The organism is Brevundimonas sp. UYEF29 (assembly GCF_040546195.1).
GTDB lineage: Bacteria > Pseudomonadota > Alphaproteobacteria > Caulobacterales > Caulobacteraceae > Brevundimonas > Brevundimonas huaxiensis.
In genome coordinates this window covers 34,907-47,144 of sequence record NZ_JBEPNH010000007.1, presented here as the reverse complement: position 1 = coordinate 47,144, position 12,238 = coordinate 34,907, and the positions used below count along the sequence as shown (strand labels likewise).

The following is a 12,238-nucleotide window of genomic DNA, read 5'->3' as shown; positions in this document are numbered from 1 at the left end:
CTCAACCGGCGCAGCGCAGCGTCAGGTTCAGCCGGCCGCCGCCGGGGATCAGGCGCGACGATCCGGCCAGCACGCGGTCGACGCCGTGTCGGGCCAGGCGCGCGGGGCCGGTCAGGGCGCAGACGTCGCCGCTGTCCAGCCTCAACGTCGTGGTGCGTCCGCCCTCCGCCGCGCCGATGCGGAACATCGCCGTGTCTCCCAGCGACACCGACAGGACGGGCGCGCCGAGGTCGGCCTCATCCTTGTCCTGGTGCAGGCCCATCTTGGCCGCATCGCGATACAGATTGACCAGACAGGCGTCCGGCGGCGTGGGCCAGCCGACCGTGGCGTCCCACAGGTCGAGCAGCACAGTCGGGATCGCCGGCCAGGGTCGCCCGGTTTCGGGATGGGTCGACTGATAGCGATAGCCGCCCCGGTCGGAGACCCAGCCCAGCGGCCCGAAGTTGCTCATTTGAACCGAAAAAGGTCGCCCGCCCGGCGTGGTCGGCCGATACAGCGGCGCGTCATCCAACCGGGCGAACACCTCGGCGACCAGATCAGCCTGCGCCGCGGCGTCGAGCGCCCCCGGCCAGAGCCGGAAGCCCTCGCCGGCGGTCTTCACCTCAACGGGTGTAGGTGTATTCGCTGACCTCACAGACATTGATGCGCGACCGCGTCAGCTCCTGACCGTTGGTGAACTCGGCCTTGAAGTCATAGATGCAGGCGCCCGAGCCGTCATCGATGTTGATGCGCACATCCTGCCCGCTTTCCAGCACGTCCGAGCCCAGGATGTCCTCTTCCCAATCGTCGCTGCGCGAATCCGACGCGTAGAATCGCAACATGGTCCAGCCGGTGCGGTTCTTGATGGTGACGTGGCGATCATAGCCGTCACGCGACTGTATGGCCGGCGCCCCGGCAGGCGGCGCGGCGGCGGCGGCCGCAGCGCCGACCAGAATGGCGGCGGCGACGGCCGCCTTGAGCATGGTCTTGATCATTGTTTCCTCTCCCTTCCTTCATCGCGGTCCCCTGAGCGCGATGGGAAATCTTATGCCCGACGATCGCTGTCTCCGCATCTTCGAATTTCGGCGTTCTTCGAAAGCGTTTCATCGCATAACGCCCTTGCGGGCGGGGGGGATTTTCCCATATCGGGGCCAGCTTCGGAGAAACCCCGCGAAACTTGGGGCTATCCAGCCTGATCCACGCCAACCCAACCGGGGGCGGTCACGCGCGGCGCTTCGTCGAAGGCCGCCGCATCGCCCGCCGAACCAGAGAGACTGAAGAACACATGGCCAAGATTATCGGCATCGACCTGGGCACCACCAACTCGTGCGTCGCCGTCATGGACGGCAAGACGCCGAAGGTGATCGAAAACGCCGAGGGCAACCGCACGACCCCGTCGGTCGTGGCGATCCAGGACGGCGCGGAAGTGCTGGTGGGTCAGCCCGCCAAGCGCCAGGCCGTCACCAACCCGTCCAACACCTTCTTCGCGATCAAGCGCCTGATCGGCCGCAACTTCGATGATCCCGTCGTCGCCAAGGACAAGGGCATGGTGCCCTATGAAATCGTCAAGGGCCCGAACGGCGACGCCTGGGTGCGCGCCTTCGGCAAGGACTATTCTCCGCAGCAGATTTCGGCCTTCACCCTGACCAAGATGAAGGAAGCGGCCGAGGCCTATCTGGGCGACAAGGTCACCCAGGCCGTGATCACCGTGCCGGCCTACTTCAACGACAGCCAACGTCAGGCGACCAAGGACGCCGGCAAGATCGCCGGCCTGGAAGTGCTGCGCATCATCAACGAGCCGACCGCGGCGGCCCTGGCCTATGGTCTGGAAAAGAACGACGGCCAGAAGATCGCCGTCTATGACCTGGGCGGCGGCACCTTCGACGTTTCGATCCTGGAGATCGGCGACGGCGTGTTCGAGGTGAAGTCGACCAACGGCGACACCTTCCTGGGCGGCGAAGACTTCGACCTGCGTCTGGTCGACTACCTGGCCGACGAGTTCAAGAAGGAGCAGTCGGTCGACCTGCGTCAGGACAAGCTGGCCCTGCAGCGCCTGAAGGAAGAGGCCGAGAAGGCCAAGAAGGAGCTGTCGACCACGACCCAGTACGAGGTCAACCTGCCGTTCATCACCATGAACGCCTCGGGTCCGCTGCACCTGAACATCAAGCTGACGCGCGCCAAGCTGGAAAGCCTGGTCGAGGATCTGGTCCAGCGCACGATCGAGCCGTGCAAGAAGGCCCTGGCCGACGCCGGTCTGAAGGCCTCGGACATCGACGAAGTGGTGCTGGTCGGCGGCATGACCCGCATGCCCAAGGTCGTGGAGGCCGTGAAGGCCTTCTTTGGCAAGGAACCGCACAAGGGCGTGAACCCTGACGAAGTCGTGGCCCTGGGCGCCGCCGTTCAGGCCGGCGTTCTGCAAGGCGACGTCAAGGACGTGCTGCTGCTGGACGTGACGCCGCTGACCCTGGGCATCGAAACCCTGGGCGGCGTCTTCACGCCCCTGATCGAGCGCAACACGACGATCCCGACCAAGAAGAGCCAGACCTTCTCGACCGCCGACGACAACCAGTCGGCCGTGACGATCAGGGTCTTCCAGGGCGAGCGTCCGATGGCGTCGGACAACAAGATGCTGGGCCAGTTCGACCTGATGGGCATCCCGCCGGCGCCGCGCGGCATGCCGCAGATCGAGGTCGCCTTCGACATCGACGCCAACGGCATCGTCAACGTCTCGGCCAAGGACAAGGCGACCAACAAGGAGCAGTCGATCCGCATCCAGGCGAACGGCGGCCTTTCGGACGCCGACATCGACAAGATGGTCAAGGAAGCCGAGGCCAACGCCGCGACGGACAAGGCCAAGAAGGATCTGGTCGAGGCGCAGAACGCCGCCGACAGCCTGATCCACTCGACCGAAAAGGCCCTGGCCGAGCACGGCGACAAGGTCGGCGCGGACGAGAAGACGGCCATCGAGACCGGCCTGGCCGAGCTGAAGACCGCGCGCGAAGGCACCGACCCGGAAGACATCCGCGCCAAGACCAACACTCTGGTCCAGGCCTCGATGAAGCTGGGTGAAGCCATGTATGCCCAGCAGCAAGGCGACGCCGCCGCCGAAGGCCAGCCGGCCGACGACGGCGTGGTCGACGCCGAGTTCGAGGAAGTGTCGGACACGGACGGCGACGACAAGAAGAGCGCCTGATCCGTCACAGGTCGCTGAAATGATACGGCCCCGCTTGTCTTGCGATAGGCGGGGCCTTTTCATGAAACTTGCATCATTGGTCCCGGACCCCATGTCAGCCGGGACATCGATTTCGACCAACGCTCGATAAGAGGCGAGGCGAAAGCGAACGGGGAAGTATGAGGACGAACGCCCGATGGCGCGTGATTATTACGAAGTTCTGGGTGTCGAACGCACGATCGACGCCCCCGGCCTGAAAGCCGCCTACCGCAAGCTGGCCATGATCCACCACCCGGACCGCAACGGCGGCTCGGAAGAGTCGATGGCCAAGTTCAAGGAGCTGTCCGAGGCCTACACAGTGCTGTCGGACGACAATAAGCGCGCGGCCTATGATCGTTACGGCCACGCGGGCGTGAACGGCGGCGGGGGCGGCAATCCCTTCGGCCAGGGCGGCCAGGGCTTCTCGGACATCAACGACATCTTCTCCCAGGTCTTTGGCGATGCGTTCGGCGACGCGTTCGGTGGACGCCAGGGCCGGGGCCAGCAGGGCGGACCGCGCCGGGGCTCGGACCTGCGCTACGATCTGGAGATCACCCTGGAGCAGGCCTACAAGGGCGAAGACGTCGAGATCGACATCCCCTCGACCATGACCTGCGACACCTGCGAGGGGTCGGGCGCCAAGCCGGGCACCAAGCCCGTCACCTGCACCACCTGCCAGGGCGCCGGTCGCGTGCGCCAGGCCAACGGCTTCTTCCAGGTCGAGCGCACCTGCCCCCGCTGCCACGGCCAGGGTCAGATGATCGCCGATCCCTGCACCACCTGCCACGGGCATGGCCAGGTTCGCAAAACCCGCACCCTGAACCTGAAAATCCCCGCCGGCGTGGACGACGGTTCGCGCATCCGTCTGTCGGGCGAGGGCGATGCGGGCCAGCGCGGCGGACCGCGCGGGGATTTGTACGTCTTTATCTCGGTCACGCCGCACGACCTGTTCGAGCGCGACAACCTGGACCTGCTGGTCACGGTACCGGTGCCGATGACGGTGGCGGCCCTGGGCGGCGAGATCGACGCGCCCTGCCTGGTCTCCACGGCCTGCGACGGCAAGTGCAAGGCCTCGGTCGCCGTGCCGGCCGGCGCCCAGACCGGCAAGACCGTGCGCATCAAGGGCAAGGGCATGCCCCATCTGAACGGCCGCAACCGCGGCGATCTGGTGGTCGAACTGTTCGTCGAGACGCCCACCGATCTGACCGCGCGCCAGCGTGAGTTGCTGGAAGAGCTTGCCCTGTCGTTCGGGGAGGGGCAGAACCCCAGGAATTCCAGCTTTGCCGGAAAGGCGAAGCGTTTCTGGGCCGACATCCTGGGCAATCAGGACGCGGACGGGTCGAAAGAGAACGCGGTTTGAGCGCAATCTTCCACGCCGGCATTTCCGGCTATCGCGGCCGGATGGGGCGTGCGGTCTCTCAGGTTCTGGACGCCCGCGAGGACGTGGTGGTCGCCGCCCGCTTCGATTGGGGCGAAACCGCCGACCTGTCGCTGTGCGACGTGATCATCGACTTCTCCACCCCGGCCGCCTCGGTGGCCTTGGCCCAGGGCGCAGCCGAGCGGGGCGGCCCGGCCCTGGTGATCGGCTCGACCGGCTTCACGGACGAGCAGGAGGCCGACCTGATGAAGGCCGCCGAAAAGGTCGCCATCGTCAAGAGCGGCAACTTCTCCCTGGGCGTGAACATCCTGATCGGCCTGGTCCAGCACGCGGCCCAGCGTCTGGACGCCCAGGACTGGGACATCGAGATCACCGAGGCCCACCACCGCCGCAAGGTCGATTCACCCTCGGGCACGGCCCTGATGCTGGGCGAAGCCGCCGCCGAGGGGCGGTTCGCGGATCTGGATGACCTGCGCTCCAAACCCTACGACGGGGTCCAGGGCGAGCGCGAGAGCGGCAAGATCGGCTTCTCCTCCATCCGCGCCGGCGGGATCATCGGCGAACATACGGTGCTGTTCGCATCGGAAGACGAGGTGCTGACCCTGAGCCATTCGGCGATCGATCGGTCGCTGTTCGCCAAGGGCGCTGTCGCCGCCGCCGCCTGGGTGCGGACGCGAGGCCCCGGTCTCTACGACATGCAGGACGTGCTTGGCTTTCGGCAGGCTTAAGCCTGGGGCGCTGCGCGCCGCGCTATGTTCGCGACGCGGTCGCTCACGACTTGAGCGCTAAAAGAGACTAAGCCGCGTCTTCCTGAACAGGCAGGCCGTAGGCTTCCCACAGCGACCGGTCCTTCAGCGCCTTGGCGAGGAAGGCGACGTGGGCGGCCTGTTCCTCGGGCGTGGAGCGCGGCGCCAGGGGGCGGGGACGCTGACCATAGGCGGCGGTTTCGATGCCGCCGCCGGGGCCACGACCGACCGGCGCGGAGGACAGGTCCAGCACCCGTTCCTTGCCGCCGCGAAGCTCCAGATAGACCTCGGCCAGCAGACGGGCGTCGATCAGGGCGCCGTGCAGCGTCCGCTCGACCAGCGACACCTTGTAGCGTTTGCACAGGGCGTCCAGCGAGTTGGGCATGCCGGGAAACCGCGTCTGGGCCAGTTTCAGCGTATCGATCCAGCGCGCCTCGCCGGTGATCGGCCGGCCGCACCGCGCATATTCGAAGTCGATGAAGTTACGGTCGAAGGCGGCGTTGTGGGCGATCATCTGCGCATCGCCGATAAATTCGATCAGCTCGTCGGCGATCTCGGCGAACTTGGGCGCATCCTTGACCTTTTCGTCGGTGATGCCGTGAACCCGGATGGCGTCGGGCGGGATCAGCCGCTCGGGATTGACGAACCGATGGAAAGTCCGCCCCGTCGGCAGCAGATCCTGAATCTCGATACAGCCGACCTCGATCAGCCGGTCGCCCGTCTTGGGGTCGAAGCCGGTGGTTTCGGTATCCAGAACGATCTCGCGCGCCATTCGCCCTTAATGGCGGCATTCGCCTCAGCGCGAAAGGCTCGCCGCGCCGCGCCGGGGAGATATCCACGACGGGTCGAGAACGGCGGCGACGATCGCCTCGACCTCGGCCCGCGCGGCCTCCAAACCCCGGCCGGTGTCGATGACGAAATCGGCGCGGGCGCGCTTTTCCGCGTCCGGCATCTGGCGCGCCAGGATGGCGTCGAACCGTTCGCGGGTCATGCCGGGACGGGCCAGGACGCGCTCCGCCTGGATCGCCGGATCGGCGGTGACCACCACGACGGCGTCGACAGCCCTGTCTCCACCCGTCTCGAACAGCAGGGGGATGTCCAGAACCGCCAGTTTCACGCCCGCCGTGCGCGCCGCCTCCAGATCTGCCGCGCGCCCCTGGGCGACCAGGGGGTGCACGATAGCCTCCAGACGACGGAACGCCGTGTCGTCTTTCCCGAGCGCCTCGGCCAGACGCGTGCGATCGACCGCACCGTCCACCACGACCCCGGGGAAGGCCTCGCCCACAGGACCGACCGCCGCACCGCCGGGCGCGTAGAGGCGGTGGACCGCGTCGTCGGCGTTCCAGACGACGGCCCCCAAATCGGCGAACATGGCCGTCGTCGTCGACTTACCCATGCCGATGGAGCCGGTGAGACCGAGCAGGATCATGCCGCCTCGCCCAGATGCGTCATCAACAGGGCGCGAAGATCGAGAGGCGGCGGCGGGCGGCGGAACAGGGCTTCGAACGACGGCGCCGCTTGGCCGATCAACATGGCCAATCCATCCACCGTCGGCAGGCCGCGTTCGCGCGCCGCCTTCAGGAACGTCGTGGCCAGCGGCTTGTACGTCATGTCCATCATCACCGTGGCGGACGCGATCTGGTCGAAGTCGATGCTGGGCGCAACGCTGAGCGCATTGATGACCAGAACCGCGCCGTCGAAGGCGTTCTCGGCCGCCATGACCCGAACCGAGGGTCCAAGATCAACGGCCAAAGCCTCAGCGCGTTCGAGCGAACGGTTGACGATGCGCACCTCGGCGCCGGCCTCGACCAGGGCGCCGGAGCCTGCGCGGGCCGCGCCGCCGGCGCCCAGCATCACCACCGGCCGCCCGGCCACGTCGAGTTCCGACGCCTGTTCCTTCAGGCCGCGCATCAGGCCGATCCCGTCGGAACTGTCGGCCAGCACCCGCCCGTTTTCGAACTGCAGGATATTGGCCGACGACGTCAGCCGCGCCGCCGCCGTCGCCTGATCCGCCAGGGCGAAGGCCTGTTCCTTGAACGGCGCGGTGACGTTCAGACCCATGATCAGACCGGCGCGCCCCGCCGCGACCAAGGCCTCGAAACCGGCTGCATCGGCAGGGGCGAAGGGGACATAGGCGCCGTCGATCCCGCCGGCCGTCAGCCAGGCGTTGTGGATGACCGGGCTGAGCGAATGGCCGACCGGGTTTCCGGCGATCCCGGCGACCATGGCGGCCCCGGTAATGCGGTGCGTGCTCATGCCGCGATCACCCCCGCCCGACGCAGCTCTTTCAGCACCGGCCAGAGCGGCAGGCCCAGCACCGTGAAATAGTCGCCGTCCACCGCCTCGAACAGCTGCGAGCCCAGCCCCTCGAGCCGATAGGAGCCGACACAGGACAGCAGGGCCTCGCCCTCGGCCGCCAGATAGGCGTCGAGGAAGGCGTCCGAGAAATCGCGCATCCGCATCTGAACCGTATCGACGCCGGACCAGACGATCTGGCCCTTGGTCGCCAGCGCTGCGCCGGAATGCAGTTGGTGCGACTTCCCACGCATGGCTTTCAGCCGCTCACGCGCCGCGTCCAGAGACCTGGCCTTGGACACCAGGCCGCCGTCAAAGGCTAGCGTCTGATCCGAGCCCAGGACCCAGGCGGTTTCGTCGTCGCGCGAGACGGCCAGGGCCTTGGCTTCCGCGAGACGAACGGCGAGGGCGGCGGCGTCCAGGTCGGTCGAAACGGCCTTGATGGCGTCCTCGTCCACATCGGCGACGCGCACCTCAAAGGCGACGCCGGCGTTTTCCAGCATGGCGCGGCGGGCAGCGCTCTTGGACGCCAGGATCACGGTTTCGCTCTCAAGCAGCCCGGAGGGCGATAGCGCAACAGAAACACTCATCACCAGGTCGTCCCGATCTTGTGGTTGCGATGCTCGCTCAGAAGATTGGTGATCGCCGCCGCCGTCTCTTCCACCGAGCGGCGGGTCACGTCGATGGTGGGCCAGCCGCGCCGCTCGAAGGCCCGCCGGGCCTTGATCGTCTCGTCGCGCACAGCGTCCTGATCGGTGTAGTTCGACGACTGGCTGGCGTTCAGAGTGTCGATGCGGTTGCGCCGGATCTGAACCAGCCGATCGGGCGACACGGTCAGGCCGATCACCAAGGGGTTCTTCAGCTTGGTCAGCCGCTCGCCGTCCTCCTGGCCCGGCACCAGGGGCACGTTGGCCGCCCGGATGCCCCGGTGGGCCAGATAGATGCAGGTCGGCGTCTTGGACGTCCGGCTGACCCCGCACAGGACGACGTCGGCGCCCTCCAGCTGATCCAGCGAGCCTTGGCCGTCATCGTAGGCCATGGCGAAGTCCAGCGCCGCGATCCGGTTGAAATAGTCGTGGTCCAGCGCGTGCTGGGCGCCCACGCGGGTGGACAGGGCTGCGCCGAGATAGCGCGACATGGCGCCGACCAAGGGATCCAGCGCCCCGATCTGGGGCATGTCCAGACGACGACAACCCTCTTCCAATTGCTCGCGCAGATCGCGGTCCACCAGGGTATGGAGAACGACGCCCGGCGCGGATTCAACCTCCTGCAGCACCCGCTCCATCTGCTTTGCCGATCGCACCAGGGAATAGATGTGCTCGATCGGAATGACGCCGTCGAAGCGTGCGGTCACCGCCTTGGCCATGGCGTTCAAGGTCTCGCCGGTGGAGTCCGACACCAGGTGAACGTGGAAATAGGTGGCCAGACGGGCCGGTCCCGAGGGTCTCGCAGGGCTCATGAGACTGTCTGTCTCCCTGTTGAAAGTTGGGGGACGGCGTTGGACCGTCGGGGCGCCGTTTTTCTTAGCCGCTGATCGATCCGCCCGCGAGCGGGGATGATGGTGGATCGCGTTGGTCGTCCGCCGCCGGATCATCCCAAGGCGGGAAACCGAATTTCTAACCGCTGTGGAAAATCCTAATGAAAGGTTAACGACGCTTAACCGTGTTCACAGGCGCACGTCCCCGCAAACCCTTGCTTGTTAAGGTTTCGTTAGGGATTGTCCACCGGCGGGATCAGTCGTTTCGCCATCCCCGTTAAGGATACGGCAGGCGTGGATATCCGCTTTTGTTCCGCCGCCACCGATCGAGTCATCCCCGCCATTCCACCGCCCTACCTGCCACTTCGAATCTTTTAATTCTTAATCTGATTAGGGATTGAGAGCGGGGGGCTGTGACCTTAATCCTCCGGCATGACCGATCAGACCCAGACTGCCGATCCGACACCCCTGGTGCTCCGGGCTCTCCGCGGGGAGACGCTGGAGCGTCCGCCGGTTTGGTTCATGCGCCAGGCCGGTCGGTATCTGCCGGAATATCGTAAGCTGAGGGCCGAGGCGCCCGACTTCATCGCCTTCTGTCTGAACCCCGAAATGGCCGCCGAGGCGACGCTTCAGCCCATGCGCCGGTTCGGCTTCGATGCGGCGATCGTCTTCGCCGACATCCTGCTGATCCCGCGCGCCCTAGGCCAGGACGTCTGGTTCGAGACGGGGGAGGGGCCGCGTCTTGGCGAAATGCCGATTCCGGGTCGGATGGCCGAACTGGCCCCGGCGGCGGGCGAGCATCTGTCGGCGGTGGGGGAGACCCTGTCGATCGTGCGCGCGGCCCTGGAGCCTGAACGCGCCCTGATCGGGTTCGCCGGCGCGCCCTGGACCGTGGCGACCTATATGCTGGACGGCCAGGCGCGCACCATCGGCAAGGGTGAACGCGCCCAAGCCCGCACCTACGCCTATGCCGATCCCGAGCGCGTCGACGAGACGCTGGAGGTGCTGGTTGAGGCCACGGCCCGATATCTGAAGATGCAGGCCGACGCCGGCGCGCAGGTTTTGAAGATCTTCGAGAGCTGGGCCGAGGGGCTGCCGGACGACCTGTTCGAAAGACTGGTCCTGAAGCCCCACCAGGCGCTGGTGAAGCGTACGCGGGAGCTGGGGGTCACCATACCCCTGATCGGCTTCCCACGGGGCTCTGCGGCGCTTGCAGAGCGGTATGCCGAGGCGGTCGAGGTCGACGCCGTCGCCCTGGACACCGCCTGCCCGCTCGAGGTCGGCAAACGGGTGCAGCAGATCAAGCCGATCCAGGGGGCGCTCGACCCGCTGTTGCTGCGCGCCGGCGGCGATCTGCTGGACCGACGCGTCGATGAACTGATGAAGGCCTGGGGGCAGGGGCCCTGGCTGTTCAACCTGGGCCACGGCATCCTGCCGGACGTGCCGATCGACCATGTCGAACAGGTTCTGAGACGGATCGGCGCCCAATGAGCGATATGAACCCCAGCCGCCGCATTGCGGTGGTTCTGTTCAATCTGGGCGGGCCGGACGATCAGGCTTCGGTCAAGCCGTTCCTGTTCAACCTGTTCAACGATCCGGCCATCATCGGTCTTCCGAGGATCTTGCGCACGCCTCTGGCCAGGCTGATCTCCAGCCGGCGCGAAACCAGCGCCCAGGCCAACTACGCCCTGATGGGCGGAGGATCGCCGCTGCTGCCCGAAACCCGTCGCCAGGCGGAGGCTTTGCAGGCCGTGCTTGGCGCGCGGCTTGGCGGCGATGAGGTCAAGGTCTTCATCGCCATGCGCTACTGGCATCCGTTGACCGAAGAGACAGCGGCCGAGGTCGCCGCCTTCGGACCCGACGAGGTCGTCCTACTGCCGCTCTATCCGCAGTTTTCGACCACGACGACAGAATCCTCGCTGAAGGCCTGGAACGCCTGCTATGCCGGGCCGGGCGTCAGCCGCGCCGTCTGCTGCTACCCGGCCGCGACAGGCTGGGTCGAGGCCCAGGCCCAGGCGATCGGCGAGAAGCTGGACGAGGCTGTAGGTCAGCCGGTGCGAGTGCTGTTCTCCGCCCACGGCATCCCCGAGAAGCTGGTGACCGGCAAGGGCGATCCCTATCAGGAGCAGATCGAGAGGACGGTCGCCGCCGTGGTCGCCGCCATCGAGGCGCAGCGCGGGCCGATCGACCACGCCATCTGCTACCAAAGCCGGGTCGGGCCGATGAAATGGCTGGGCCCGTCAACGCCTGAAGCCATCGAAACCGCAGCCAAAGACGGCGTGGGGGTCGTCGTCACGCCTATCGCCTTTGTCTCGGAGCATATCGAGACCCTGGTCGAGCTGGATATCGAATACGGCGAACTGGCCCACGAAAAAGGGGCCAGTCCCTATTTGCGGGCGTCGGCTGTCGGGATCGCGCCTCTATTCATCGGCGCCTTGGCCGATGCGACAGTGGGCGCACTGTCTCACCGGGGCGTCGCGCCGTTTGGCCAGGGGTGCAAGGCCGACTGGAAGGCTTGTCCGCATCGCAAGGGAAGACAGGCGGCATGAACACCTACGATCTCGCACGCGGGCTGCACATTCTGGCGGTGATCGCCTGGATGGCGGGTCTGCTGTTCCTGCCTCGGCTCTACGCCTATGACGCCGAGCAGAACGCCAAGCCCGAACCGCTGAAAAGCGAGATGCAGACGTTGTTGCGCCTGTGGCAGACGCGACTGCTGCGCATCATCCTGAACCCGGCGATGATCCTGGCCTGGGGCTTCGGGCTGTGGCTGATCCACATCGACGTCTCGGCGCGCGGCGCGGCGTTTCTGGGCGAGCCTTGGATGGTCGCCAAGCTGGCTGGTGTCGTCCTGCTCAGCGGCTGGCACGGCTTCCTGGCGGCCCAAAGGAAGAAGATCGCGGCCGGCACGTCGAAATATTCCGGCAAGTTCTGGCGCATGACCAACGAGGTTCCGTTCGTCCTGGCCATCATCATGGTGCTGTCGGTGACGACGGAGTGGACGTTCCGATAAGCGGCTCCGCTTGACCTCGTCCGCCGCCTGTGGTTCCGCTGGCGGCGAACCGTTCGGCGTCCTGCGCCGGCGGTCCCTCTCTTTCGTGACGCCTGCAGGCCTTGTAGCCAGCGGGAGCCCGTCGCACCTCCCTTCGGCC

General features: G+C 66.6%; 13 protein-coding genes. 6 read left to right on the top strand and 7 right to left on the bottom strand.

From position 1 onward, the window contains the following. Position 1 precedes the first annotated feature (1 nt). Complete coding sequence (locus ABIB58_RS11890) at positions 2–640, bottom strand: alpha-ketoglutarate-dependent dioxygenase AlkB (protein WP_354041085.1); 639 nt, start codon at positions 638–640, stop codon at positions 2–4. Next, positions 603–974, bottom strand: coding sequence for a hypothetical protein (locus tag ABIB58_RS11885; protein WP_354041083.1), 372 nt, complete (start codon positions 972–974; stop codon positions 603–605). The genes ABIB58_RS11890 and ABIB58_RS11885 overlap by 38 nt, the downstream gene beginning before the upstream one ends. Positions 975–1,231: 257 nt before the next feature. On the opposite strand from ABIB58_RS11885, the gene dnaK reads away from it, so the two are divergent. From dnaK to dapB, 3 genes are all read left to right on the top strand, one after another. Beyond that, positions 1,232–3,172, top strand: coding sequence for a molecular chaperone DnaK (dnaK, locus tag ABIB58_RS11880; protein ID WP_255353582.1), 1,941 nt, complete (start codon positions 1,232–1,234; stop codon positions 3,170–3,172). Between the two features lie 175 nt (positions 3,173–3,347). Further along, the gene (gene dnaJ, locus ABIB58_RS11875; RefSeq protein WP_017505388.1) at positions 3,348–4,550 is read left to right on the top strand and encodes a molecular chaperone DnaJ; all 1,203 of its coding nucleotides are present in this window, start codon (positions 3,348–3,350) and stop codon (positions 4,548–4,550) included. Further along, complete coding sequence (dapB, locus tag ABIB58_RS11870) at positions 4,547–5,296, top strand: 4-hydroxy-tetrahydrodipicolinate reductase (RefSeq protein ID WP_045810963.1); 750 nt, start codon at positions 4,547–4,549, stop codon at positions 5,294–5,296. The genes dnaJ and dapB overlap by 4 nt, the downstream gene beginning before the upstream one ends. Positions 5,297–5,363: 67 nt before the next feature. Here the strand turns inward: dapB and dnaQ are convergent, their stop codons facing one another. From dnaQ to ABIB58_RS11845, 5 genes are read right to left on the bottom strand one after another with little or no spacing between them, the layout of a single operon-like run. Continuing rightward, positions 5,364–6,086, bottom strand: coding sequence for a DNA polymerase III subunit epsilon (gene dnaQ, locus ABIB58_RS11865; protein WP_354041080.1), 723 nt, complete (start codon positions 6,084–6,086; stop codon positions 5,364–5,366). 24 nt (positions 6,087–6,110) lie between these two features. Next, on the bottom strand, positions 6,111–6,743 hold the full coding sequence (gene coaE, locus ABIB58_RS11860; protein ID WP_354041078.1) for a dephospho-CoA kinase: 633 nt from the start codon (positions 6,741–6,743) through the stop codon (positions 6,111–6,113). Further along, positions 6,740–7,570, bottom strand: a complete 831-nt coding sequence (locus ABIB58_RS11855; RefSeq protein WP_354041076.1) for a shikimate dehydrogenase family protein — start codon at positions 7,568–7,570, stop codon at positions 6,740–6,742. The genes coaE and ABIB58_RS11855 overlap by 4 nt, the downstream gene beginning before the upstream one ends. Then, positions 7,567–8,199, bottom strand: coding sequence for a Maf family protein (locus ABIB58_RS11850; protein WP_184279980.1), 633 nt, complete (start codon positions 8,197–8,199; stop codon positions 7,567–7,569). The genes ABIB58_RS11855 and ABIB58_RS11850 overlap by 4 nt, the downstream gene beginning before the upstream one ends. After that, positions 8,199–9,068, bottom strand: coding sequence for a pyruvate, water dikinase regulatory protein (locus ABIB58_RS11845; RefSeq protein ID WP_265150572.1), 870 nt, complete (start codon positions 9,066–9,068; stop codon positions 8,199–8,201). Before ABIB58_RS11845 ends, ABIB58_RS11850 begins: the two co-directional genes overlap by 1 nt. Before the next feature lie 450 nt (positions 9,069–9,518). On the opposite strand from ABIB58_RS11845, the gene hemE reads away from it, so the two are divergent. The 3 genes from hemE to ABIB58_RS11830 are packed head-to-tail and all read left to right on the top strand — an operon-like array spanning position 9,519 to position 12,099. Further along, positions 9,519–10,577 carry a uroporphyrinogen decarboxylase gene (gene hemE, locus ABIB58_RS11840; RefSeq protein WP_265150571.1) on the top strand — a complete coding sequence of 353 codons (1,059 nt, stop codon included), beginning with the start codon at positions 9,519–9,521 and terminating at the stop codon, positions 10,575–10,577. Positions 10,578–10,582: 5 nt separating this feature from the next. Further along, positions 10,583–11,635, top strand: coding sequence for a ferrochelatase (gene hemH / locus ABIB58_RS11835; protein WP_354041211.1), 1,053 nt, complete (start codon positions 10,583–10,585; stop codon positions 11,633–11,635). Further along, positions 11,632–12,099 carry a CopD family protein gene (locus ABIB58_RS11830; RefSeq protein WP_354041073.1) on the top strand — a complete coding sequence of 156 codons (468 nt, stop codon included), beginning with the start codon at positions 11,632–11,634 and terminating at the stop codon, positions 12,097–12,099. Before hemH ends, ABIB58_RS11830 begins: the two co-directional genes overlap by 4 nt. Positions 12,100–12,238: the final 139 nt, after the last annotated feature.